This window comes from Paenibacillus sp. KACC 21273 (genome assembly GCF_028736095.1).
GTDB lineage: Bacteria > Bacillota > Bacilli > Paenibacillales > Paenibacillaceae > Saccharibacillus > Saccharibacillus kyungheensis.
Genome location: NZ_CP117876.1, coordinates 4,100,079 through 4,126,852, shown reverse-complemented (window position 1 = coordinate 4,126,852; position 26,774 = coordinate 4,100,079). Strand labels below are relative to the sequence as shown.

The 26,774-nt window shown below is 38.2% G+C and carries 21 protein-coding genes; 17 read left to right on the top strand and 4 right to left on the bottom strand.

Translation table 11 applies throughout. The annotated features are described in order from the left end of the window. Positions 1-5: 5 nt before the first annotated feature. The 7 genes from PQ460_RS18180 (at position 6) to tsaD (ending at position 6,481) form a co-directional block, all read left to right on the top strand. Positions 6-962: an ABC transporter ATP-binding protein gene (locus PQ460_RS18180; RefSeq protein ID WP_273616252.1), complete on the top strand. Its 957-nt coding sequence runs from the start codon at positions 6-8 to the stop codon at positions 960-962. Continuing rightward, the gene (locus tag PQ460_RS18175; protein ID WP_274170670.1) at positions 959-1,735 is read left to right on the top strand and encodes an ABC transporter permease; all 777 of its coding nucleotides are present in this window, start codon (positions 959-961) and stop codon (positions 1,733-1,735) included. The genes PQ460_RS18180 and PQ460_RS18175 overlap by 4 nt, the downstream gene beginning before the upstream one ends. Before the next feature lie 220 nt (positions 1,736-1,955). After that, positions 1,956-3,386, top strand: a complete 1,431-nt coding sequence (gene cls, locus PQ460_RS18170; protein ID WP_273615261.1) for a cardiolipin synthase — start codon at positions 1,956-1,958, stop codon at positions 3,384-3,386. A 160-nt stretch (positions 3,387-3,546) separates the two neighbouring features. Further along, on the top strand, positions 3,547-4,044 hold the full coding sequence (tsaE, locus tag PQ460_RS18165) for a tRNA (adenosine(37)-N6)-threonylcarbamoyltransferase complex ATPase subunit type 1 TsaE (RefSeq protein WP_274170669.1): 498 nt from the start codon (positions 3,547-3,549) through the stop codon (positions 4,042-4,044). After that, positions 4,041-4,877 (top strand): tRNA (adenosine(37)-N6)-threonylcarbamoyltransferase complex dimerization subunit type 1 TsaB, encoded by an 837-nt coding sequence (gene tsaB, locus PQ460_RS18160; protein WP_274170668.1) that lies wholly within the window; start codon positions 4,041-4,043, stop codon positions 4,875-4,877. The genes tsaE and tsaB overlap by 4 nt, the downstream gene beginning before the upstream one ends. A 15-nt stretch (positions 4,878-4,892) precedes the next feature. Then, positions 4,893-5,399 carry a ribosomal protein S18-alanine N-acetyltransferase gene (gene rimI, locus PQ460_RS18155; RefSeq protein ID WP_273615264.1) on the top strand — a complete coding sequence of 169 codons (507 nt, stop codon included), beginning with the start codon at positions 4,893-4,895 and terminating at the stop codon, positions 5,397-5,399. Positions 5,400-5,401: 2 nt separating this feature from the next. Then, positions 5,402-6,481 carry a tRNA (adenosine(37)-N6)-threonylcarbamoyltransferase complex transferase subunit TsaD gene (tsaD, locus tag PQ460_RS18150; protein ID WP_274170667.1) on the top strand — a complete coding sequence of 360 codons (1,080 nt, stop codon included), beginning with the start codon at positions 5,402-5,404 and terminating at the stop codon, positions 6,479-6,481. A gap of 625 nt (positions 6,482-7,106) precedes the next feature. Here tsaD and PQ460_RS18145 read toward each other — a convergent pair. Further along, positions 7,107-9,050 (bottom strand): ABC-F family ATP-binding cassette domain-containing protein, encoded by a 1,944-nt coding sequence (locus PQ460_RS18145; protein ID WP_274170666.1) that lies wholly within the window; start codon positions 9,048-9,050, stop codon positions 7,107-7,109. 246 nt (positions 9,051-9,296) lie between these two features. Here PQ460_RS18145 and PQ460_RS18140 point away from each other — a divergent pair, with 246 nt between their 5' ends. The 9 genes from PQ460_RS18140 (at position 9,297) to groL (ending at position 21,526) form a co-directional block, all read left to right on the top strand. Beyond that, positions 9,297-9,920 (top strand): 5-formyltetrahydrofolate cyclo-ligase, encoded by a 624-nt coding sequence (locus PQ460_RS18140; RefSeq protein ID WP_274170665.1) that lies wholly within the window; start codon positions 9,297-9,299, stop codon positions 9,918-9,920. A 52-nt stretch (positions 9,921-9,972) separates the two neighbouring features. Continuing rightward, on the top strand, positions 9,973-10,494 hold the full coding sequence (moaC, locus tag PQ460_RS18135; protein WP_274170664.1) for a cyclic pyranopterin monophosphate synthase MoaC: 522 nt from the start codon (positions 9,973-9,975) through the stop codon (positions 10,492-10,494). 121 nt (positions 10,495-10,615) lie between these two features. Then, complete coding sequence (locus tag PQ460_RS18130) at positions 10,616-11,113, top strand: MogA/MoaB family molybdenum cofactor biosynthesis protein (RefSeq protein ID WP_204825245.1); 498 nt, start codon at positions 10,616-10,618, stop codon at positions 11,111-11,113. A 173-nt stretch (positions 11,114-11,286) separates the two neighbouring features. Then, positions 11,287-11,520: a twin-arginine translocase TatA/TatE family subunit gene (gene tatA, locus PQ460_RS18125; RefSeq protein WP_273615270.1), complete on the top strand. Its 234-nt coding sequence runs from the start codon at positions 11,287-11,289 to the stop codon at positions 11,518-11,520. A gap of 65 nt (positions 11,521-11,585) precedes the next feature. Next, positions 11,586-12,353: a twin-arginine translocase subunit TatC gene (gene tatC, locus PQ460_RS18120; protein ID WP_274170663.1), complete on the top strand. Its 768-nt coding sequence runs from the start codon at positions 11,586-11,588 to the stop codon at positions 12,351-12,353. Positions 12,354-12,695: 342 nt separating this feature from the next. Further along, entirely contained in the window at positions 12,696-13,865 is a 1,170-nt protein-coding gene (locus PQ460_RS18115) for a small-conductance mechanosensitive channel (RefSeq protein WP_273615272.1), read from the top strand. Continuing rightward, positions 13,865-19,228 carry a diguanylate cyclase gene (locus PQ460_RS18110; RefSeq protein ID WP_274170662.1) on the top strand — a complete coding sequence of 1,788 codons (5,364 nt, stop codon included), beginning with the start codon at positions 13,865-13,867 and terminating at the stop codon, positions 19,226-19,228. The genes PQ460_RS18115 and PQ460_RS18110 overlap by 1 nt, the downstream gene beginning before the upstream one ends. A 290-nt stretch (positions 19,229-19,518) precedes the next feature. After that, positions 19,519-19,800: a co-chaperone GroES gene (groES, locus tag PQ460_RS18105; RefSeq protein ID WP_069326136.1), complete on the top strand. Its 282-nt coding sequence runs from the start codon at positions 19,519-19,521 to the stop codon at positions 19,798-19,800. An 85-nt stretch (positions 19,801-19,885) separates the two neighbouring features. Further along, positions 19,886-21,526: a chaperonin GroEL gene (gene groL / locus PQ460_RS18100; RefSeq protein WP_204825240.1), complete on the top strand. Its 1,641-nt coding sequence runs from the start codon at positions 19,886-19,888 to the stop codon at positions 21,524-21,526. 144 nt (positions 21,527-21,670) lie between these two features. Here the strand turns inward: groL and nagA are convergent, their stop codons facing one another. Together nagA and PQ460_RS18090 are read right to left on the bottom strand one after the other, a co-directional pair. Then, positions 21,671-22,810 (bottom strand): N-acetylglucosamine-6-phosphate deacetylase, encoded by a 1,140-nt coding sequence (nagA, locus tag PQ460_RS18095; RefSeq protein ID WP_274170661.1) that lies wholly within the window; start codon positions 22,808-22,810, stop codon positions 21,671-21,673. 26 nt (positions 22,811-22,836) lie between these two features. Further along, positions 22,837-23,622: a DeoR/GlpR family DNA-binding transcription regulator gene (locus tag PQ460_RS18090; RefSeq protein WP_274170660.1), complete on the bottom strand. Its 786-nt coding sequence runs from the start codon at positions 23,620-23,622 to the stop codon at positions 22,837-22,839. Positions 23,623-23,901: 279 nt separating this feature from the next. Between PQ460_RS18090 and cls (PQ460_RS18085) the strand changes: the two genes are divergently transcribed. After that, entirely contained in the window at positions 23,902-25,356 is a 1,455-nt protein-coding gene (gene cls / locus PQ460_RS18085; protein ID WP_274170659.1) for a cardiolipin synthase, read from the top strand. 94 nt (positions 25,357-25,450) lie between these two features. Here the strand turns inward: cls (PQ460_RS18085) and PQ460_RS18080 are convergent, their stop codons facing one another. Then, positions 25,451-26,566, bottom strand: a complete 1,116-nt coding sequence (locus tag PQ460_RS18080) for a PsbP-related protein (protein WP_274170658.1) — start codon at positions 26,564-26,566, stop codon at positions 25,451-25,453. Positions 26,567-26,774 lie beyond the last annotated feature (208 nt).

Here is a 26,774-nt window from a genome sequence, read left to right as displayed (position 1 = left end):
AGCATATGAAAGAGCCACTCACAGACACCAAAGTCCCTTATGCAGCAGGTCATCTACCTGTAGTTCAATTTGTAAATGTAAGTAAAGTAATCGGTGGCAAAACGTTAATCGATCATTTAACTCTAGATATTCCAGCAGGTAAAGTATTTGGATTTCTAGGCCCTAACGGTGCAGGGAAAACGACGACGATCCGTATGATGGTAGGGCTGATGAGCATTACAGAAGGGGATATTTTGATCGAAGGTCAAAGTATTCGTACTCATTTTGAAGAAGCTATTGCCAAAGTAGGCGCGATTGTCGAAAATCCCGAAATGTACAAGTATATGACAGGTAGACAAAATCTAATGCAATATGCTCGTATGTCGCCTGGTGTAGATCCAGCACGAATTGATGAGGTAATTCAATTTGTCGGCTTAACAGGACGTATTCATGAAAAAGTAAGCACCTATTCACTGGGTATGCGCCAGCGTCTAGGAGTCGCACAAGCATTGCTACATCGTCCCAAGTTATTAATTCTGGATGAGCCTACCAATGGACTTGATCCGCAGGGTATACGAGAGCTACGAGATTATTTACGTGCGTTGACTCGTGAACAAGGAACGACTGTGTTTGTATCCAGTCATTTGCTTGCTGAAATGGAATTGATGTGTGATGCGATTGCTGTGATTGATGGCGGGAAATTAATAGATGTACGTGAACTTCATACGACTCAAGAAGCAGAAGCGGATCTGATAGCAAAAGTAACGGTTGTATTTGAACTGGATCAACCTGAATTAGCTGCTCAATTAGCATCAGCTGGCAAAGTGGAAGGCAATACATGGACGATTGAAGCAGATCGTCAAGAAGTAGCACGACTGAATACGTTATTTGTGCAAAATGGTATAGCTGTGTATTCGATTCGTCCGATCAAACGTAGCTTAGAAGATCAATTCTTAGAATTGACGCGAGGAGGACAATTATGATGAATTTCTGGAGACTGGTACATAATGAGAATCTCAAAATTGTACTTAAAAAGTCAACATGGATTTTGAGCATTTTAATGATTATCGGTTCACCGATGGTGCCGATTTTTCTCAAACTAATCGATGTAGAGTTTACAGCATCAGGTGTACTATATCAGTCATTTATTTTGTATTTTATTGTTATTATGTTATCGCTGATTATTGCTTCCGAATCGGTATCAAGTGAATTTTCAAGAGGAACGATTAAGCTGTTATTGATTCGTCCATGGGATCGTTGGAAAATTTTACTATCTAAATATATTGCTGTGATTTTATTTTCGTTAGTAGCTACAATCCTATTTGTTATTTTAAATATGATTTTTGCTTATATTTTATTTCCAACGACAGGCAGTAGCGTTCTATCAGGGCCTACACCTGATCTTTTACTGACGATTGTATATAATTATATTCGCGCTTTAGTGTTAATCACTGTTGCCTTTATGCTGTCCTCGTTATTCCGTTCTACAGCGTTAGCGATTATGATTTCGATTTTGCTGTATTTCTCTGGCGGAACATTGAATGGCATTTTCCGACTATTCCTTGAGCCGGAAGATCGTGGAGTTGTGAAGTATTTATTATCTACGAATTTGGATCTGACACAGTATTTTAATTCACCTACAGGCACATTTGGTGTGACTTCATTAGGATTCTCTTTAGGTGTATTGCTTGTGTATATGATCGTGTTTATCGCAATAACATGGTTTTCTTTTGTCAAAAGAGATGTTCGAGCATAAGTGGTACACAATAATGATCAACATAGCGCTATTCTTCTTCGGAAGAGTAGTGCTTTTTGATATGGTAATAATTACATTTTAATTGTTGAATCAACTAACAATGAGTTGGTTATAAGGATAGAGGAAGTGATTAACCTATAACAGTGAAGCTAAAGGATATTATAGTTTTGCTGATAGATAATAGGTTTTCAAGAAAAGTGGTACAGAAAGGAAGCATCATATGATTTGGATTGTGCTGATTTGCCTTATTTTTATTTTTCAAACAGGGATTATATTAATTCTTGAGTTTCGTCGTCCATCCAAAGCAGTTGCGTGGATGTTTATTTCATATTGTGTGCCCTTTTTAGGATTTGTACTTTATTATTTTGTAGCTCGTAATTATCGGATTCGTCGTACGATTCGCAAAAAAGGAACGATTATTTTCCGCGAAGTTCGTCATCGTCTATGGAGACAATCTCATGTGATACGTCATGCACAAGATATGGGTAATCCGAAATTTGAAAACGAAGAGCGTTTATTCGGATTATTGTCTCATTTAACTGAAAATCCAATCACTGCTTGTAATGATATTAAAGTGCTAACAGATGGAAAAGTTACTTTTTCAGCTATGTTGCGAGCGTTAGAGCAAGCAGAGCATCATATCCATATTCAGTTTTATATTTTTCGAGATGATATGATAGGCAAAGAATTTACCGAGATTCTAATCCGCAAAGCACAAGCAGGAGTCAAAGTTAGAATGTTATGTGATGGATTAGGAAGTTATCATTTGAAATACAAATTTGTGCGTCAGTTAAAAGCCGCAGGAATTGAATTTTATTTCTTTTTACCTCCGTTTACTTCGTTTATTCAGCGTGAAGTCAATTATCGTAATCATCGCAAAATTTTGGTGATTGATGGTGAAGTAGGATTTATGGGTGGATTAAATATAGGAGATGATTATCTGGGCTATGACCCTAAGCTGGGATACTGGCGGGATACTCATCTGGAGACACGCGGAGATATTGTTTACTTTTTGCAAACGGTATTTCTAGAAGATTGGGAATTTGCTTCAGGGCAACGGATCACAGATTCAATCTATTTTCCAAAACATCAATGTGCAGGCAATGAACGCGCATTAATTGTATCCAGTGGGCCTGATCGGAACTGGGATGCTATTCAAGAGTTGTGTTTTAGTGCAATTGCTGTAGCGAAGCAACGTATTTGTATTACCACGCCTTATTTTATTCCAGATGCAGGTATCTATACCGCGCTCAAAACAGCCGCTGTTAGTGGTGTACAGGTCGATATTATTATTCCTAAAGTATCTGATTCACAGGTTGTACATTATGCGTCATTATCGTATATGCAAGAATTGATGCGTGCAGGAGTACGTATTCACCAATATGAAAAAGGATTTGTCCATGCTAAAGTGATGGTTATTGATGATCTATTGGCTTCAGTAGGTACAGCTAATATGGATATGCGTAGCTTTTATAGCAATTTCGAATTAGTTGCTGTGTTAGCAGAGCAGTCTACGATTGAGCGGTTGATGGAAGATTTTGAACGTGATCTGGAACATAGTCGTCTTTTGAATTATGAGCAATTTATCAAGCGATCTCGTATGCAAAAAACGATGGAGACGTTATCACGAATGTTGTCACCTCTTTTATAAAATAGCACCTATCTATCCACTTGCATGTTTCTGCAACAGTCTGTGATCTTAACAAGGAACTGGCTCAAGAATATGGTATAATCGCTCTATCAAAAGATTTGGCAAACGATAGATATCAAGTATAGATGATCTGTCGGTTGCCCTTTTAATGGAGGAACACATGTCTGAACGATTACCTGCAATATCATATACATTTATAAGCAAAAGCTTGGAAGATACCGATCAATTGGCTGCTTTTTTAGCAAAACGTTCTGCACCGGGTACGATCATTACGCTAGATGGAGATTTGGGTGCAGGCAAAACGCATTTTTCCAAATCATTTGCTTCTTATCTAGGTGTAACTGCGTTGGTGAATAGCCCCACATTTACGATCATTAAGGAATATGAAGGACGTATGCCTTTTTATCATATGGATGTATACCGGATTAGTGAAGATGAAGCGGCTGATCTGGGGTTAGATGAATACTTTTACGGACAGGGTGCTACACTGGTTGAATGGGCAAGTATTATTCCTGAATTGGTGCCAGCTCAGCGTTTGCAGATTGAGATTACAGTCAATGAAGACGATACACGCAAGTTCATCTGTACAGGTTATGGAGAGCCTTATTCAGCATGGTGTCGTGAGTTAATACAGAATGGAGTTAGTGACAATCAATGAGTGAAATCAACGAACAGCCGCGCAAGCGGTTTTTGGTTTTGGATACATCTACAGCTGCTCAGAATGTAGCTGTGATGCAAGACAATACAGTACTTGTAGCTGAAAATAGTTATGCCGATCGTAATCATTCGGTAGGTCTGGTCAATGGAATTCAGAAGCTAATGGAACAGTCCAACACAGCACGCAATGAATTAACTGGTATTGCTGTAGGCGTAGGCCCTGGTTCATATACAGGTATCCGAATTGCAGTAACGACAGCCAAAACATTAGCATGGACATTAAATATTCCAGTGGTAGGCTTTTCCAGCCTAGCAGCACTGGCTTGGAGCGGATATCAAGAATACATTAATACAACATCAGCAGATTCAGCTTCAACAACAGATGAGGCAGAATCAACATTCTGGATTATTCCATTGATGGATGGTCGTCGTGCTCAAGTATATACGTCGTTATTTGAGTTTCGAGCTAATCACATAACTGAGACAGAGCAGACTCTATCTTTGCCCCATCGTTTAGAAGAAGATCGCATTATGCTAATGGATCACTGGATGAATCAAATAGCAGAGCAATATCAAGCAGTATCTGAACAAGAGCGCCCGGATCATATTTTGATCGTAGGTGAAACACCGAATCATCAAGAACGAGCAGAGCAACTACGAGATATAGTAAAAGGCAGACTGACTATAGTAGAGTGTGGATTGGATGCAGGTTGTGCAGGAGAAATAGGAGCAAGTCTTCTTTTCACTGAAACATATGATGAGACGCATCATCTATTGCCTAATTACACCCAGTTGTCAGAAGCAGAAGCGAATTTGCTACGCCAATCGAAATAGAAAGGAAGTGTGCTCATGGCATTATTGTACGAGCAGAATCAACAGCAACCTGTGCTACGTAAAATGACGATTGACGATATTCCAGAAGTGATGGAGATTGAACATGAAGCGTTCACACTGCCCTGGACAGAAGAAGCGTTCCGCAATGAATTGACGATGAACCATTTTGCCCGTTATATGGTTATGGTGATCGATGGACGCACGATCGGTTATGCAGGCATGTGGACGATTATGGATGAAGCGCATGTGACTAATATTGCAATTCGAGAAGCCTATCGTGGACGCAAACTGGGTGAAGGGTTGTTAATTGAATTGATGAACTGGGCGCTAGAATTAGGCATGATACGCATGACACTTGAAGTACGTGTCTCTAATGAGATTGCTCAGCAATTATATATGAAGCTTGGATTTACCAATGCAGGTATTCGCAAAGGATATTATTCTGATAATAATGAAGATGCCATGATTATGTGGTGTGAGCTATCAGACGCGCAAGATCAGCTGGAAGGAAGCGTGGAATAAACATGATGCAACAAGATAGACAAAGTGAAGGATGCCATATTCTAGCGATAGAGACGAGCTGTGACGAGACGTCAGTGTCTATTGTGCGAGATGGTAAAATCGTGCTATCCAATCTCGTATCAAGTCAGATTGAGACGCACAAAGCGTTTGGCGGTGTTGTGCCGGAGGTAGCCTCACGTAAGCATGTGGAAAGTATCACATTGATGATCGAAGAAGCGATCAACGAATCGGGCGTATCGTTACAAGACATTTCTGCTATCGCTGTTACACAAGGGCCTGGTCTGGTAGGCGCATTATTAGTAGGGATTATGGCGGCGAAAAGTTTAGCATTTGCGCTGGACAAACCATTAATCGGAACACATCATATCGCAGGGCATATTTATGCTAACAATTTAACCGCAGATATCCAGTATCCTTCGATGGCGCTGGTCGTATCCGGTGGACATACAGAGTTGGTGTTATTACAATCAGAAGGTCAATTTGAATTGATCGGTAGCACACGTGATGATGCTGTAGGTGAAGCTTACGACAAAGTAGCTCGTGCTTTGGGATTCCCTTATCCTGGTGGCCCGTATGTAGATAACCTGGCGATGGAAGCAGGATCGGCAGTGGCTTTGCCACGAGTATGGTTAGAAGCAGATTCATATGATTTCAGTCTTAGTGGATTGAAGTCGGCTGTTCTTAATGTAGTCAATCAGAAAAAGATGCGTGGCGAAGAACCGATGATAGGCGAGATTGCACGTGGATTTCAAGAATCAGTGGTTGAAGTATTGGTGGAAAAAGCAGTACGCGCTGTCAAACAGTATGGAGCCAAGCAGTTGTTATTGTGCGGCGGTGTAGCTGTGAATCGTGGACTACGAGCGAATCTAACCGAGCGTTGTGAAAAGGAACAGATTCAGTTATTGATTCCACCATTTGAATATTGTACAGACAATGCTGCTATGATCGGAGCGGCTGCGTATCTGAAATGGAAACATCAACAATTTACTGCATTAGATATGAAAGCAGAACCTTCTTTTTCGCTTGAAAAATGGTCAGTTACGTATCAACCTGTTCCACAAACAGAAAATAGTATTGATTAATACGAATTTTATATCAAAATATAAAAAACCGTTGTCTCTTTTAAGGAGATAACGGTTTTTTTGAAGTTGCGCTACAGAATCAAAAGAGAATCATAATTGGAAAATATGGAAGCATTATTTTTAAATAGAATCAGAGTGACAAATAAATAAATTGTGAAAATAATCTGTTAGCAGAAGTAAGTAATTATGTTATATATATTCTACTGCATAGATGATATGCCACAGTAATTATAATTGCATGTTTGTGTAATCAGGCGTTTACAGAAAACGTTAGAATGAAGAGCGATTTGTCAAGATGTTAACAAAGTTATCCACATATCCCCCACAAAGTGTGCATAAGTACAAAATAAGTGATTATACGAAGCTTTTTCAAAATCATGAAATAGGGGATATGTTTATCACCTTATTTGCTCAAAATCTGTGGATAATGTGCATAACTCGGTGGATAAATATGGATATGGACAGAAAATAGTATAATAACAGTGAAAAATGACCCTTATGGGTCATTTTTTATAGTGAATAAATCGTTATTTTTGTGGATAACTTTGTTCGTAAACTTTTTTACTTGATTTTAATAAATGTTTTGATCTTTTACAATTCCGTGTACAAGTATTGACAAAATAGCTTATGATTCTACAGCTAATGTCTCCCACTCTTCATAAGCGTGTTCCAAAGACTGTTGCAAATCAGCAATTTCTGCTTGATGTTTTTGTACTTGTTCATAGTCTTGGTAGACTTCAGGTAGCGTCAATTGTTGCTCTAATTCACCGATACGTTCTTCCCAATCCGCGATTTCTTTTTCCAATTGTTCTGTACGGCGTTGACGGTTACGTTCGTCTCGTTTGGCTTGTTTGCTTTCTTCATAAGAGTTAGCAACAGATTCTTCAGTGGTAGCTGTTGAAGTCGAATTATTTTTGGATTGTAGCAACGCATTTTCTGTCGCTATTTCAAGTAATTCTTGCTTTTTGATTAAATAATCATCGAAATTACCCAGATAAGCAGTTAAGCCTTCCGGTCGAAGTTCTAAGATTCGTTCAGCCATTTTATTTAAAAAGTACCGATCATGCGAAATAAATAGTAGGGTGCCTTCATAATCCATCAATGCTGATTCCAATACTTCTTTACTCATCAAATCGAGATGGTTGGTAGGCTCATCCAGAATCAACATATTTGCATCAAGCAACATCAACTTGGTTAAAGATACTCTCGCTTTTTCGCCACCGCTAAGCGCAGATATTTTTTTGAGTACATCTTCACCGCTAAATAAAAAGTTACCTAGCACTGTACGAATACGCACTTCTTCCAGATGGGAGAAGCTACTCCATACTTCTTCAAGTACTGTATTATTTGGATTCAGATGACCTTGTTCTTGATCATAATAACCAATTTTTACTTTGGCTCCCCATTCAATCTTGCCTGTATCAGGTTCATGTTCATCAATAAGTGCTTTGAGCATAGTTGTTTTGCCGGTTCCGTTAGGTCCGATAAGCGCAACCATATCTCCACGTCTTAATTCAAATGAAATCGGCTCAAATAATTTCTGCTTATCTTCATAGGACAACGTAAGCTGATGTACACGCAATACTTCTTTACCGGATACCACAGAGACACCGAATGAGAAGTTAGCTTTCTTGAGATCACCGGCAGGGCGATCCAATCGATCCATTTTATCGAGTGCTTTACGACGACTTTGAGCACGTTTGGTGGTAGAAGCTCTTACAATATTTTTCTGCACAAAAGCTTCCATACGAGCAATCTCGCCTTGTTGCTTATCGAACTGCTTCATAGCTGTTTCGTATTCAGCGGCTTTGATATCAATATAGCGACTGTAGTTACCGGTATAACGTTTGGAACGATGACGTTCGATCTCAACAATCGTTGTAACTAAGCGATCTAGAAAATAACGGTCATGCGATACGACTACTAATGAGCCAGAATAACCGCGTAAATAATCTTCTAGCCATGTTAATGTATCAATATCCAGATGGTTGGTCGGTTCATCCAACATTAATAGATCAGGCGCTTGTAGAAGAATACGGGCTAAAGCAAGTCTTGTTTTCTGACCGCCACTTAACGTATCAATAGTAGTATCTTGGGAAAAGTCACCAAAACCCATACCATGTAAAATACTGCGAATACGAGTATCCATTTCATATCCACCTTGTTCGCGGAACCATTCCGAGCGTTCAGCATAGCGGGCAAGTAGATCGGCATATCCTTTATCATCTTCCATCATAGCAGGATCAGCAATCTGCTGTTCCATTGTCCGTAATTCTTGTTCGGTATCGATCAAGTTCGCATACACAGAACGCATTTCTTCGCCGATCGTACTCCCTTGATGCAATCCGCTATTTTGCGCTAGATAACCAAGCGTCATCTCTTTGTTGCGGAAAATCTGTCCACTATCGTAAGACATTTCACCAGCAATAATTTTGAGCAACGTGGATTTGCCTGCGCCATTGACTCCAACAAGACCGATCCGTTCTCTTTCTTCGACTTGTAGATTTAAGCCTTCCAAAATAGGGGTAATTCCATATCGTTTTGTAATTCCATTTGCTTGCAGTAACATTGACTTATCGAGCCTCCACATCATCTATATAATGGACAATCATATATTTGTATAAAAAGAGTTATTGTATTTAGTTTACATGAAAGGATGTTAATTTGCACCGTATGATCATTTTTAATAGAAGGTGAAGTTGGTTTTTGGAAAGAAGAATGATACACTGTCACTATCGGGATTTTTGCGAAATTTGCAATGGTCATTCAGGCTTATTATTCCTATGACAGCCTGGTCTGTATTAGGAGGTAAACGATGGAAATGATCTCAAATAAACAACGTTTACGACAAGAATTAAAGCGTAAGCGTATGGCTTTAACTCCTGAACAACGAATACAAGAATCAGCAGACATTTGTGCTGCTGCTGCATCATATATGAATCAACTGCGTCAACAGAAAAAGAAATCTGCGTTAACTATATTTACTTACCTAGCATATCGAGATGAACCGGATACGATGCCATTATTACATCAATGCTGGCAAGCAGGAGATACTGTACTTGCTCCACGAATTGATGCAAAGCAAGATGCACTATTTCATGTATACCCAATTACAGGTGTTCATGATATCGAACCGGGTGCTTATGGTATTCCTGAACCGAGACATCATTTGTCTGCATTACCAGAATCGCAATGGGATCAGATTGATCTTATACTTGTACCGGGACTTGGTTATGATCGACAAGGTGGACGGATCGGTTACGGTGGCGGATATTATGATCGTTTTATGTCCAAGTTACAGCAACATTTATCTGATTTGCCGGTATGCGGAGCGTTTGTTTTTGGCACGCAAATCACGGAAAAGATTCCTATGGAATCGCATGATTTCCGTATCGACGTGCTGTTTATGGCGTCTGAATATGTGCTAATCGATAAATAGAAATAGTAGATAGTATCAATACCAGTAAAGATCGTAGGCGGGATGAATATACATGACTGATAACCACAATCAAGAGTACGAAGGATTACCAACACCGACAGGGAAATTGACTCATTTTAATGAGCAAGGTCGCGCCCGAATGGTTGATATTTCAGATAAAGAAAGTACATCACGTACAGCTATAGCGGTAACAACAGTGAAAATGCTCCCTACGACATTGTCTGCGATCAAAGCAGGGCAAATCGGCAAAGGAGATGTACTCGCTGTTGCACAGGTAGCTGGTATTCAAGCGGCAAAGCGTACATCCGATTGGATTCCAATGTGTCATCCGTTGCCATTGACCGGTGTAAATATTATGTTTGACGATAACGATCATGATGAACTTCAGATCAAAGTACAAGTCAAAACAGAAGGCAAAACCGGCGTCGAAATGGAAGCTTTGACAGCAGCATCAGCGGTTGCTTTAACCGTATATGATATGTGTAAAGCATTACAAAAAGATATGGTGATTGGGCCAACGATGTTGTGGTCGAAAAGCGGCGGAAAAAGTGGAGATTTTAAAAGAGAAGAATAGAAGTCATCCATATGTAGCATTTAGCCGAATATTATAGAGTAAGAATAGTGATCCACCTGAACACATGAAAATAGTTGTAATCAATAGATGAATATGCCAGATAGACGGGGAGGGTGAGAGCATGGTTTGGAGAACAGCTATTCTTACAGCCAGTGACAAAGGTGCACGAGGAGAAAGAGAAGACACCAGTGCACAAGTCATTCGCGAATTAATTGAAGAAGAGTTAGGTGGAGAAATTGTTGAATACCGGGTCGTGCCTGATGAGCCTGATGAGATCATTGCTGCATTGATTGAGATGACAGAGTACTTCAATGCTGATTTGGTATTAACCACAGGAGGAACAGAACTAGCTCAGCGTGATGTAACCCCTGAAGCCACACGTCGTGTCATTCAACGCGAAGTACCCGGCATGGCAGAAGCGATGCGAGCTACAGTAATGAAAAAGAATCGTTCGGCAATGCTATTTCGCGGGATCTGTGGTATTCGTGAACGTAGTCTGATTGTGAACTTGCCAGGCACTCCCAAAGGTGTACACGAGCATCTAGCAGCAATTATGGATCAATTACCTGAAGCGTTGTTAATGATTACCGGACAGTACAGCAATACCGATGAGCGTTGAGACTGATGAAGTGTATACAGCAGAGTGATTGATGTTCCACAATTTTTTTGCTTAAAGAATTGTGCTTTTTTGTCGTTAACTTATAATAGGGCTAAAGATGAAGTGTACATTTCGATATGCTATGATGAAACAGACAAAGCACGCTTTGTCTCATGAATAAGGAGGAATACCGAATGCTAACTGGTATAGGACCTACTGGATTTATATTGTTGATTGTATTGGCGCTTATTTTATTTGGTCCGAACAAATTACCTGAATTAGGACGTGCAGTAGGACGAACTTTCCGTGAATTTAAGGAAGGTACACGCGATATGATGAAAGATGAAGATACAACATCTAAGACTCGTACCGACTCGATCCAGTCCGCAGAAGTGATTCCACCTGCTCAACCAGAAGATAAACGTTAAAGAATGTAGACGATTCCGAATCCCTTCCCTACGGAAGGGATTTTCTTTTGAGATAGGAGGAACATATGGATAATCCTGAAAAGCAGATGTCTTTGATCGAACATATAGGAGAGTTACGGCGTAGATTGATTGTTATTATTGCTGTATTGTTTCTAGGGATGATTTTGGGACTATTTGTAGCTCAACCGATTTATCAGTATTTAGTAGCCGCAGAGACCGCACGAAATCTGGTATTTCATGTATTCTCATTTTGGGACGGTATCGGGTTGTATATGAAAATTGCAATGGTAGTTGCTTTGTTGCTAACTCTACCAGTGACGGTATACCAGATATGGGCATTTGTAAGTCCAGGACTTTTAGATAAAGAACGCCGAGCGGCATTACGTTATGTTCCTTTTGTATTTATGATGTTTTTGTTAGGCGTTTTATTTGCCTATTATGTTGTATTTCCAATGGCGCTGACGTTTACATCCAATGTGACTCGGAATATGGGACTTGCTGAAACGTATGGAGTGGTGCAATACTTTACTTTTATGTCCAATATCGTGTTTCCTGTAGCGGCTCTGTTTGAATTACCTATCTTGATTATGTTTTTGACGACTTTACGTATCTTGAATCCAGCACTTTTGCGGAAATTACGAAAAATCGCTTATCTTGTACTCGTATTTATAGCTATTGTGATTACCCCACCGGATTTTGTATCGGATATTTTAGTTGCTATTCCATTGTTATTTTTATATGAATTAAGTGTTATTTTGTCTGGGATCGTTTATCGTAAGCAACAACGATCAGACGCTATAAGGCTCGATGAAGAACTGCAAAAGTACGACTAACTTCAACTCAACAAGTGATATTAAGATATCAATCAAAAGAAAAGAGCATTTTTGCAATAGCGTTGATCTGACAAATCAGACAAAGCTAGTCAAAATGCTCTTTTTTAATGTGCATTTTTCTAAAAAAATCACTATCTTTTTTGAAGAGCAACTATTATAAATAGAAGAGAGAAAATAGAAATTATTCTGGAATATAGAAAGGAAAACAAAATAATCGTCAAAATATGACAAATACTGCAAAAAAGCATAGATAAAGCAAAAAAGAGCGACTTTTGTTCAGTATTTGTACAGAGTGGTTGTACTAAAATGGTAAGGGAAGGAACGAAAAAGGGGATAAATATCATGAAAAAAATATCGTTTTTATTGACTACATTTGCGTTGATTTTTATTTTGCCATTACTGGGGAGTCTGGCAAAATGGGACGGATTACCTCCGGGATACGGAGTATTTCCTGTACAGAATAATGTACAAGATCCTGGATTTAACTTAATCTATTTTATAGGAGCATGTGTGATTGCTGCTTTTATACTTGCCTTTTTGTTATTTCCACGTTTGTTTGGATTTAAAAAAGAGAAAACGGTACGTGTTGTCCGATCAAAAGTAGCTTTTCCGATCTGGTTCTGGGCTGCTTTTCCAATATTATTGATCTGCTGGTTTATTATATGGTCTCGCGCAGGATTTGTAAGTTTACTTGAACCGTATACTTTTGTACCATTATGGTGGGCATTTATTTTAATTTTGGATGGTATCGTATACAAAAGAAATAACGGGGTTTCTCTTTTATCCAGCAAGCTATACATAATGCAGTTGCTGGCAATTGTTTCTTGTTTTAGTTGGTTTGCGTTTGAATATTTGAACTTTTTTGTTATGGAAAATTGGTATTATCCAAATAAAGATGTATTTTCGAACTTTGGTAATATTTTTTGGTTTGCGTTGTCGTATACTACTGTATTACCAGCGATTATCGAATGGTATTTATTGCTTCAGACGTTTCCAGCTTTGAAAAAGAGGTACAGCAATGGACCTAAAATTCATTTAAACAAACCATTGCTTATAGGGTTCTATATCGTAGGGTTGATCCTTGCTTTTGCAATGGGATATTTCCCGTTCGAGTTGTTCTTTGTATTATGGGTGGCATTGGTGCCTATGTTATCAGCAGCTATGGGATTAATCGGTTTTTGGACACCATTTACATCGATTAAGAATGGTAATTGGTCGCCGCTTCTGTTAATAGCGATTGCTACCGTAGCGAATGGTTTCTTCTGGGAAATGTGGAACTTTGGTAGTGAATGGTTTAATCAGGGGATTCCAGTCAATCCGAATTATTGGAAATATTCTGTTCCTTATTTAGATAAAATTCATATCTTTTCAGAAATGCCTATTTTGGGCTATTTCGGTTATTTATTCTTTGGCGTCAATTGTTGGGTTATTTGGCTAACAGGTGCATATGTATTTAAATTTGATCCTAATTTTGAAATTGTAGGAACAGGGGATAAAGCGAGGGAACACTAATGATATGGAAAGATCAAAAATATACAGTGATTGAAGAGATCGCCGATCATGGAAGTAAGGCGATCTATCGTTGCATTGATAATCTTTCCGGACAAACAGTTATTGCCAAGGTTCTAGGAGCCAAAGCATCCACATATGAAGCAGTGATGCGTATTAAAAAAGAATACAAAATGCTATCCGAACTGAAAGGTGCAGTAGACGGTGTAATCCAACCGATTCAACTTGAAGAACGCGGTGGTTTTTTTGTACTTACTTTGGAAGATATCGATGGGCAATCGCTACGCAATATAATCCGGGATGAGCCGTTAGAAATATCAACGATTTTGCGCTTAGCGATCAAAATTGTTGATATTGTTGGACGTATCCATGAACAGCAGATTATTCATAAAGACCTCAAACCTGCTAATTTAATCTGGAACCGTGAAAGCGATCAGATTCAAATTATCGACTTTGATCTATCTGTCAAACTCACCAATGAAAAGCAAGAATTTCAAAATGCAGGCGTGATGGAAGGAACATTATCATACATTTCACCTGAACAAACAGGACGGATTAATCGTAATATCGATTACCGTTCTGACTTTTATTCTCTAGGTGTTGTATTGTACGAAATGGTTACCGGGCAAAAGCCACATCCTGCTGAGTCAGTTGTAGAACAGATCTATGCGATTATAGCCAAAAAGCCAATCTCACCGTATGAGCTTTCAAATGGTGAAATTGCTCGTCCATTATCGGATATCATTATGAAACTGTTAGAAAAATCACCGGAGGATCGTTATCGCAGTGCCTACGGGATCAAAGCGGATCTTAGAAAATGCTATGATCCTCAAGCTGATTTTCAGATCGGACATGAAGACCGTTTAAGTCTATTTCATATTCCACAACGATTGCATGGACGTGATGAAGAGTTAAGTAAAATGAAACGCATTTTGACCGAAGGGATTCAAGAGCGAGTTCAATTGGCATTAGTATCTGGAGAAGCAGGAATAGGTAAAACTTCTTTTGTAAATGAGCTACACAGCTTTATTTCACAAGAACGTGGTTATTTTATTCAAGGAAAATTCGAACAGTACAACAAAAATATTCCGTATAGTGCTATTATTCAAGCTTTTCGTACATTGCTGGTGCAGTATCTCAAAGGACTGCCTGAAGAAAAGCAACAACTACAGCATTCTCTTCGTAATTGTCTGGGTAACAATGCAGGTGTTATCACCAAATGGTTGCCTGAATTAGAGCAAATACTCGGTATACAGCCGATGCTAGAACCACTCAATCCTACAGAAGAAAACAATCGATTTTTCTTATCATTTATACGTTTTCTTGAAGGGTTAACCGCAGGACAACGACCACTGGTTTTATTTCTAGACGATCTACAATGGGCAGATGTATCCAGTATTCAATTGGTAGGACGATTGATGGAAAGTAGCAGTCTCAAAAAGCTATTTATTATCGGTTCGTATCGTGCTAATGAAGTCAATCCTGGTCATCCGTTAGCGACAGCGTTGCAGGAGATAGAAGCACAGGCAATGGTGCATCATATTGAATTGACTTCGTTATCTGCACTGCATGTACAACATCTGATCGAAGATACATTAGGTACAACAACAGCGACCATTATTGAGCCTTTACGCGACAATATCTATCACCAGACCAAAGGGAATCCCTTTTTTATCCATGAAATTTTAAAAGATTTGTACAAAAATAAAGCGATCTTTTTTGATGATCAATTAGGCACATGGAATCTGAATCAGGCGCAAGTTACACAGATGACGATGAATGAAGATCTGATTGATTATCTGATTAGTAAAATGCAAACATTGCCTGTACACATGCAACATATTCTTGGATTAGCTGCTGCTATTGGTCGTAGTTTTGATTGGCAAATTCTTCATCTGGTCAGCGATGCTACCCCTACAGTGATCATAGAGTCTTTAACCCAGGCAGTTCAAGACGATATTATTACACCTCTGCATTCCAATTATCAAATGCTAAGCAGTGTAGAAGAAGTAAGTATCGAATTGAAGCAGTTAGATGTTCCATTTGCATTCGGACATGATAAGCTTCAGCAAGCATTGTATCAAATGCTAGATCCACAGAGTCGTCAAAGTCTACATCTACAGATCGGATGGTTATTGTTAGATCACTGGTCAGTCGATAAAGTGCGTGAAAATAGTATGGATATCGCAGGGCATTTGAACAAAGGAATATCGTTAGTTCAATCGACTCAAGAGCGTGAGCGAATTATTCAGATCAATCTTCGAGCTGCCAAGCGTGCAAAAGAAGCATTTGGTTATGAGATTGCATGCCAGTTTCTTGAAATGGCACTCAGCCTTTTGGATACGGACAGTTGGACAACAGATTATCAGACTACATTTGACCTGTATTATCTGTATAGCGAATGTTCTTATCTTGTTCATCAACTGGAGTCGGCAGATCAAGCCAGTCTTGTATTAATCAATCATGTAAAGACACCGCTCGAACTCGCTACCATCTATGAAATGCAGTCTAACCATTATATGTATCTTGGAATGATGAAAGAAGCGATAGATGCTGGTAAATTAGGTCTGGCGAGTCTTGGTATGTCTGTGCCGACCAAGCTGAATATGGCGATTGTAGGCAAAGAGATTATACGCGTCAAACTAAAGCTTCGTGGCAAAACAACTCATCAATTATTGCATGGCCCTGAAGTGCAAGATGAGAAAATCAAATTAGTAATGCGCTTGTTAGTAAGTTTTATTCCGCCTGCTTTTATTTCAGGCGAACAGACACTATTTGCATGGGCTGTTTTGAAAAAAACGTATCTATCGATCCAATATGGAAATGGGCCTGAATCAGCAGGTGCCTATATCGGATATGCGATGCTATTGTCAGGTATGGGCGATCTCAAAGGTGCAAAAGATTATGGAAAACTGGCGATCGATATTAATGAGAAGTTCAATGATCTACAGTGGCGTAGCCTTGTTAAAGTGTTATATACCTTATTTTGCTACAGTTGGAGTCATGAGTGGGAGCTGTTAGAAGAACAGTATAGTCAAGCGATTGATTCCAGTATACTGTCTGGTGATATGTTGTATCTAGCGCATGCTTGTTATTATATCAATCTCTGGAATCCAGCACTTGAAATTGAAAAGTATCTGCAAGAAAGCGATCAGATGATATCTATGATCGAAAATACCAAATACAAAGAAGCGCTAGCAACCGCCCATCTATCACGTCAGAAGTTTCGCGTACTTGCCGGAGAATTGAAGCAGACCGATTCATTTGACGATGATTCTTTTAGCGAACAAGCGTATTTGGAGCAGTTGACGGCTGCCAATTATTACTCGGGAATTGCTATTTATTATATTAACAAAATCCAGATTGCTTTTATTTTTGAAAATTATCGGCAAGCGCTGGAATATATCGATAAAGCTTACAAAGTTGTTGGGACACTGGCAGGTTCAACATTTTTGGAAGAGTTCTCGTTTTATACGTTTATGAATATTGCAGCTTGTTATGATGAGCTAAGCGTAGGAGAGAAGCAGACTGCCCGTCTACGTATGCGCAAAGAGTACCGAAAAATGAAAAAATGGGCAATTCATTTTCCGCATAACTTTTTAACCCAGCAACATATGATGAAAGCTGAATGGTTACGGATCAATCGCAAATACAAAGAAGCAGAAAAATATTATCATCTTGCGTTATCCTCTAGTGGACATGGTAATTTTACGCGTTACAAAGCGATAGCAAGCGAACAAATTGCCCGTTTCTACAAATCCAGAACGTTAAATGAATTGGCGGCTTACTTTTTCAAGCAAGCTTCTTATTATTATTCGGTCTGGGGTGCCAAAGCCAAAGTAGAACATCTGGAAAAACAATATCAAGACTTGATGTATCATGTGCAGTGGATTCCATCACATACAGAGACTACACTCACTTCTTCTACCGATAATATCGATATTCATTTGTTATTCAAAGCATCACAGATGATCTCCAAAGAAATTGATCTTGATCAATTGCTACAAAAAATCATGGAAGTTGTGATTATGAATGCAGGTGCAGAACGCGGTTGTATGATTATGCAATCCAACTTCTCACTGTGGGTAGAAGGGGAATACAATCATGCAGGCAATAAAATGGATATTGTCTTGCACCATGATCAAGACCGAGAACAACATCACCATTTCCCATGGGAAATCATTGATTATGTTGCCCATAGTGGGCAAACGTTGCTTCATAGCGATGCTCGCTCTGGAATCGGACTAGCGGCGTATTCGTATATTACAGAACATCAACCTAAATCTGTATTATGTATGCCGTTATACAATCAGAACAAATTGATTGCTATTATTTATCTGGAAAATAATTTGATGACAGGTGCATTTACCAATGAGCGTCTAAAAATGATTAATTTGTTATCCAGAGACATGGTCTATTCTATAGAAAATGCTAGTCTTTATGCCAATATGGAGAGCCTGGTGGCAGAACGCACAGAAGAATTGGCAATCAAAAATGAAGAACTAAGTAAATACTTTAACATTGTAGATAAAAATGTAATTATCGTTCAAACGAATCTGCTGGGCGAAATTACGATGGTCAGCGAAGAATTCTGTCTTATGACCGGGTATGCACGCGAAGAATTGATCGGTACTAAGCACCATTTCTTATATTCCAAAGATCGCCGCGAAGGTTCTTACGATATCTTTGTGATGAATGAAGAAAATACATGGAATGGCGAATTGATTCAACCGAAAAAAAATAAAAGTCTGTTATGGTTAGCTATGATTATCGAGCCTATTTTGAATCATAATCAGATTATAGGGTATACGTTTATCGGTCATAATATTACAGACAAAAAGAAAATTGAACGTATCTCGATTATAGATGATCTAACAGGTTTGTATAATCGTCGACACTTTAACGATCGTATTGTGCACAAAATCTTAAAAGCAGCTAAAGAGCAAAAAGGGCTTGCTTTTATGTTGTTAGATATCGATCATTACAAAAAGTACAACGATACGTATGGTCATTATGAAGGCGATCATGTATTACGGATGATCGGTTCTACACTAACAGCTCAGATGCGCAAAAGAACAGATATGGCTTTTCGTCTGGGCGGGGAAGAATTTGCTATTTTGCATATTAGTACAGGCATTGAAGAAGCTCATGAATTTGCTGAATCATTGCGTGCTTGTATCGAAGAATTGCGTATTCCTCATAATCAAAATGACGCTAGCCCGTATATTACTGTTTCGGTAGGTCTGGCGGTTGTGACCGCGGTAGATGATGAACTGACTGAAGAAAAGATTTATCGACTGGCAGATGAAGCGTTATATCGTTCCAAAACCAAAGGTAGAAACTGCGTTACAATCAACGTTTTATAAAGCAAAAGAAATCAACGTGAAGATATCCAAATCACGTTGATTTCTTTTTTTATAACCAGAATGATGTTTTATTCCCTGGGATTGGGTAATTGTAAGAGTGATTGTATGGTGCGTTATTTCTTATTTTGAACCGAACTTTTATAAATTTACACAAAGAGACTTGAAATTATCGCTCAAGTTGAGTATCATAAAGTTGGTTGTTAGCACTGAAAGGTGTCGAGTGCTAATTACATAAATAACAACCATCACATGAAACAAATCAATATATTATTTTAAGGAGGCTATTTTTCATGATCAAACCTTTAGGTGAACGTGTATTGGTAGAAGCGATCGAACAGGAACAAACAACTTCATTTGGTATTGTCCTTCCAGACTCTGCTAAAGAAAAGCCGCAAGAAGGCAAAATTATTGCTGTAGGTAGCGGTCAATTAAAAGATGGAGTGCGTATTCCTTTGGAAGTAAAAGAAGGCGATCGTGTCCTTTTCTCCAAATATGCTGGAACAGAGATTAAATTCGAAGGTAAAGAATATTTGATTATGAAAGAAAGCGATATTCACGCTATTCTATCTTAATACCAACGAATATACATTTACACAGTCGGTATACGCCGATCTGTCATTATAATGATTTTAAAATATCAAGGAGGTAACTATTCTTATGGCTAAAGAAATTAAATTCAGTGAAGATGCTCGTCGCGCAATGCTTCGTGGTGTAGATGCTCTTGCAAATGCGGTAAAAGTTACATTGGGACCTAAAGGACGTAACGTTGTTCTTGAGAAAAAATTCGGTAGCCCATTGATCACAAATGATGGTGTAACAATTGCAAAAGAAATCGAACTAGAAGATGCTTTCGAAAACATGGGAGCTCAATTAGTAAAAGAAGTTGCTACTAAAACGAACGATGTTGCTGGTGATGGTACAACAACAGCTACTGTTTTGGCTCAAGCGATGATTCGTGAAGGTCTTAAAAACGTAACTGCTGGTGCTAACCCTATGGTTATCCGTAAAGGGATTGAAAAAGCGGTTCGTGCTGCTGTTCAAGAATTGCAAAGCATTTCTAGACATGTGGAAGACAAACAGTCTATCGCTCAAGTAGCATCTATTTCTGCGGCTGACGAAGAAGTAGGTCAATTGATCGCTGAAGCTATGGAAAAAGTAGGTAAAGACGGTGTTATCACTGTTGAAGAATCTCGTGGATTCGCTACTGAACTTGAAGTCGTAGAAGGTATGCAATTCGACCGTGGATATCTTTCTCCATACATGATTACAGATACAGATAAAATGGAAGCTGTTCTAGAAAATCCATATATCTTGATCACAGACAAAAAAATTACTAACACACAAGAAATCTTGCCATTGCTTGAAAAAGTAGTACAACAAAGCAAACCATTGGTATTGGTTGCTGAAGATATCGAAGGCGAAGCATTGGCTATGCTTGTTGTAAATAAATTGCGTGGTACATTCAATGCTGTAGCTGTTAAAGCTCCAGGATTCGGTGACCGTCGTAAAGCTATGTTGCAAGATATCGCTGCTCTTACAGGTGGTCAAGTGATCACTGAAGAATTGGGTCTAGACCTAAAAACAGCAACAATCGAGCAATTGGGTACAGCACGTCAAGTACGTGTAACCAAAGAAAACACAATCATCGTAGACGGTTTTGGAGACAAAGCGGATATTGATGCTCGTGTGAACCAAATTCGTTCCCAACTGGAAGAAACAACTTCCGAGTTCGACAAAGAGAAATTGCAAGAGCGTCTAGCTAAATTAGCTGGCGGTGTTGCAGTTATCAAAGTCGGTGCAGCAACAGAAACAGAATTGAAAGAGCGCAAACTACGCATCGAAGATGCTTTGAACGCAACTCGCGCTGCGGTTGAAGAAGGTATCGTATCTGGTGGTGGTACAGCGCTTGTGAACGTATATGCAGCAGTATCTGCTGTACAAGTTACAGGCGACGAGCAAACAGGCGTAAACATCGTACTACGTGCTCTTGAAGAGCCTATCCGCACAATCGCTGCGAATGCTGGACAAGAAGGTTCTGTAATCGTTGAGCGTCTGAAAAAAGAAGTAGTTGGTATTGGTTACAATGCAGCTACAGGCGAATGGGTAAACATGTTTGAAGCGGGTATCGTTGACCCTGCGAAAGTAACTCGTTCTGCACTACAAAATGCAGCTTCTGTAGCAGCTATGTTCTTAACAACAGAAGCAGTTATCGCTGACAAACCAGAACCTGCTGGCGCTGGTGGCGCTCCTGATATGAGCGGTATGGGTGGCATGGGAGGAATGGGTGGAATGATGTAAAACAGAAAAGAATCCTTGATATAAAAGGATTTTGAACTGTTTTATCATTATACTGACCATATTTCGACCATAATAAATTTATAAAAAAGAAGCTTCTCATTAGTTGCATAAACTTTTGAGAAGCTTCTTTTTTATGTAATACTATTATAATATTTGACCATCGATCATAGTCCATTGTACTTGAAAGTCATCATCCAGTAGCACTAAATCTGCATCCATACCTACTGCAATTGCTCCTTTTTGCTGTAGACCCAGAATACGTGCTGGCGTAGTGGATGCCATCTGTACAGCATCTGTCAAAGAAATTCCTGTTTCAACCGTATACCGAAGTGCCTCATTCATCGTAACTGTACTTGAAGCTAGTGTTCCATCATGTAATCTAGCCACGCCATTGGTTACCGTTACATGGTGACCTCCAAACAGATAATCCCCGTCTCCCATACCCATCGCTTGTAAAGCATCTGTGATCAAAACGATACCTTCAGCACCTTTTGAACGATGCATTAATCGAATAATAGCAGGATGCAAATGAATATGGTCTACAATCGCTTGAAGGCTAACATGTTCTTCTTCAAAAGCAGCGATAACAATTCCTGGATCACGATGATGGATCGGTCGCATCCCGTTAAAGCAATGTGTAACATGACTTGCACCAGCTGCAAATGCTTTTTTAGCTTCTTCGTAAGTCGCATCCGAATGAGCAATAGATATAATAACACCCTGTTCTTTGAGAAATGAGATTAGTTCCATCCCTCCCGGTAACTCTGGAGCAATCGTCACCATTTTAATCAGAGAGTCGGCTTCTTTAAAGATCATCTTCATTTCTTCTAGATCAGGATGACGTAAATACTTTTCATTTTGCATACCTTTACGTATTGGATTTAAATAAGGCCCTTCTAAGTGAATGCCTGCGATCTTAGCGCCTACTTCGTGACCGGCGACACGTTTCACATTGTCGATCATCGCTAAAAGATCTTCAATTGTAGAACTGACAGAAGTAGCGAGAAAAGAAGTACATCCTGTAGAAGCACATGTACGAGACACTTCTTGTATACTTTCTTCACGACCATCCATCATATCAAAACCATGGGCTCCATGAATATGAACATCGATCATGCCAGGGATTAACCGATATCCTTTACAATCGATTTGTTGATATTGTTCATGTGTAGAAATAGGGGCTGTATCCATCTTTACAATTTTTCCATTTTGGATTCCTACATGAACAAGGGTTAAAGTTTCATTTGGAAGTACCAGTTCTACATTTTGCAAAATAGTATACATAGATATGCTCATCCTTATGATATGACTTAGTCATTATAATCTATTCTATGTTCATCCTCTTGATCAATAATAACCGTAATATTGTTCTGACTAAGTATTTCTTTTAATGGGTTAGGAACAGGCTGATTGGTAATTAAAATATCTACATGATCAAAATCTAATCGATAAAATGATTTACTTGTAAATTTAGTATGATCTACTACTACAATGACTTGATCTGATCTTCTAGCTATTTCCTGCTTCACCCGGGCATCTTCTTCATAAGAGTAGTAGATACCATCTGAACCGATAGCTACAGCCCCAATAAAAGCTTTATCTGCGCGAATCTGACTCAGTTTATCAAGAATAGAAGGACCAAATAAAGAACGGTTTTTTACATTTAAATAACCACCAAGCAAATAAATTTGCATATCTTCTCGATCTGATAAGATACCTACATTATCAATAGAGTGAGTAATAACGGTGAGATGTTGAGCTTTAATTTGTTCTGCGACAAATTGTACAGTCGTGGATACATCCAAAATAATCGTTTCATGATCTTGAATAAGTTGAGCGCCTAACATTCCAATGTTTCTTTTAGGTTCGGCTTCATCAATCAGACGATCTTGATAAGATAATATTTCTTTTTTTAATTGAGGTAATGAGACTCCTCCATGAGTACGGATAACGACTCCTTCTTGCACTAATCTAACAATATCTCTACGAGCTGTATCTTTAGATATTTCAAATTCAGTACATATTTCAGCTACGCTCATCGATTGATGCTGTTTTAAATATTCTAGTATTTTCAGTAATCGTTCTTCTTGATACATTATAATCACCTCATTTAAGTAATGTTATGTTTTTATTTAATGATATTCAAGTATTATTTTAAAATAATTAATGATTTATAAGCATTTTGGATGTGCTAATATGATAAAGTACATCATGTTTAACATAATAGTGTAATTATGATGTAACAATGTAATATCTATTTGTGATTCATGACTTGAAGCTTTAAACTAACTATATTAGGATTGTATAGTCATACAAAGACGTTTTATTACGTTAATAGATGAAGTTTAAGTGACTTTATAAGAAGGGACGTACATATGGAATATGGAAATGTAGTCACACTAATCGTTTCAATCGTTACCGTCATTAATATTGCGTTGTCGATCGGATTTCTGTTTTTTGAGAAAAGAGATGCTGGCTATACATGGGCTTGGTTGATGATTCTCTTTTTTATTCCGATCGTCGGTTTTCTGGTATATATCTTTCTGGGGCGTAATCTTAAAAAGAAAAATTTCTACGGGCTTTCTGCGGAAGAACGCGGATTTGTACAAGCTGAAGTCGATAAGCAGTTACTTACACTACAAGATAAGCAGTCTCATGAATTTCCGATACCTTCCAAATATGATGAATTAGTCACACTCAATCTTAGATCAACCAATGCTTTATTATCGAATGACAATGAGATCGTTATTTTCGACGATGGTCATGTTAAGTTCGATGCTTTGTTCCAAGATATTCAATCAGCTACTCAAGAAATCAATATCCAATATTATATTATTCAACCTGATGTACTTGGCAAAAGATTAAGAGATGCTTTAACTCAAAAAGCCAAAGAAGGTGTAAAAGTAAGATTACTTTATGATGAAGTAGGTTCTAAGAAAATCTCAGGTTCCTTTTTTAAAGAGCTACGGTTAGCAGGTGGAGAAGTCGAAGTTTTTTTCCCTTCCTTTTTCAAATTAATCAACTTCCGTATTAACAATAGAAATCATCGCAAACTTTGCATTATTGATGGAACGATTGCGTATATTGGTGGATTCAATGTCGGCGATGAATATCTTGGATTAGATCAAAAGTTTGGTTATTGGAGAGATACCCATTTTAGAATAGAAGGCGATTCAGTTAACCATATTCAAGGCAGATTTATTTTAGATTGGCATCAAGCTCGTAAAGAACAAAAAGAAGATTATCATGAATTTGAATACCGTTCTGAAAAGCATCATGGTAACAGTATGATCCAGATCGTGTCCAGTGGACCTAATTCGGAGACAGAACATCTCAAAAATATGTATATTAAGCTGATTTTATCGGCTAAAAAGAATGTCTATATTCAGACCCCTTATTTTATTCCAGATGCGAGCTTTATGGATGCGTGTAAAATTGCTCTTATCTCAGGGATTGATCTGCAAATTATGATCCCTAACAAACCAGATCATCCGTTTGTCTATTGGGCAACATGGGCACATGTAGGGACATTACTAGATTATGGAGCTAAAATTCTGTTGTATGAAAAAGGATTTTTACATGCTAAAACGATTGTGGTGGATGAAGAAGTGGCTTCTGTAGGAACGATGAATATTGATTCTCGTAGCTTTAGGTTGAACTTTGAGATTAATGCGATTGTGTACGATGAGCAGATCGCGAAGCAACTCCATGATTTATTTGATCAAGACAGTCTAGTGAGTAGTGAACTTACATTAGAGCGTTACCAGAATAGATCATGGATCATCAAGTTTAAAGAAGGTATTTCCAGGTTGCTTTCACCTATTCTGTAAAAAATAACAATCAAGTGTAGATAATTAATATTGTTTGTATAACAAAAAAGCAATTTCTAGATAACCTCTAGAAATTGCTTTTATTTGCTTATAATTAATTTTTTTGGATAGTAGAAACAGTTAATAATACAGCATTCGTTGTTCCGCCACCAACATTCTCAAAAGAATAAGATGCTGTAGGTACACCTCTCATCGTAACATTATCTCCATCAAGTATGTCACCTGTAGAACCTTTATAAATGCCTACAATAGAATTATCATTTTCATCAGAGATGTGAATCGTTGCAACTGTACCATAAGCGGTTTCTTGTTCTTGAACTTGTATAATATCACCAGTAAGTGAAACCATAGTGTCTAAATAAGGATTGATATTTTTAAAAAGGTGTTTTGAAGTAATAGTAGAATCAACTTCCGCTTTAGCTAGCTTCTTGTCAGCAGCAGTAGTTGCAGGAAATAGGTTAGAATTGTCTACAATATAGTTATAGGTAGAATCATCTAGAGCACCATCTTCTACCACATTAGGTACAACTTCAGTCATCATATCAGCTGTTACTGTTTGAGCAGAGCTTGTTGCTTGTTCAGCAGTTACTTCATTATTTGTATTTGTTTCATCATTTAGTGTAAATGATTCAATCATTTGGTCAACCATAGCTTTTCCACCATTATCATATGAAGCTTTACCCAAACTTAAAGAAATAGCATAAAAATTTCCGTTGGAAGGAACCAAGTATTGAGTTAATACAACATTTTCTTTAGTTTCTGGTTGAGTATATTCGCCTACAAGAACTCCAGAGTTATTATCATTATCTTTATATTCAATTAATTTAAAGTTCTCCATGTATGTTGCACTTGTTTCATAAAAATTTATTAATTGTTCAGAATTAGCTTTAGCAGTAATATTGGAAGCTTCCATTGTTACATTTAGATTGTCAGCAAATTTAGCTTTGGGTGTAGGATCTACAAATGCTATTTGAACAGAAGGTTGATTGAGATTAGAAGTATCATATTCTTTCCAAGATGCAGGATAATCTATCGAAAATAGATCAGCATCATAAGTTTTGAATTCTGTGGTAGTTGCTTGTGCAGTTGTTGCAGATTCGTTGGTTGCTACTGTGTTACTTTCAGTTGCTGGAGTAGCTCCTTTGTTAGCAGATCCACAAGCTGTTAAAGCTACAGATAGTAAAATGACTGGTACGATTTTTTTGTACATTTGAATAATAACCCCTTATATGTGTATTGTCTCATCGGCTGAGAATATAACTTGTGCCTTATGTCGGAAAATAAATGTAGCCATGTATCTACAAAATATACATAACACTATCTTTATCGGCAAATTAAGGAAGAATATGAAGAGTCATTCTTTTTTATATTAGATATTACAAAAACAAGCGCACCCCAATACATGGAGTGCGCTTGTT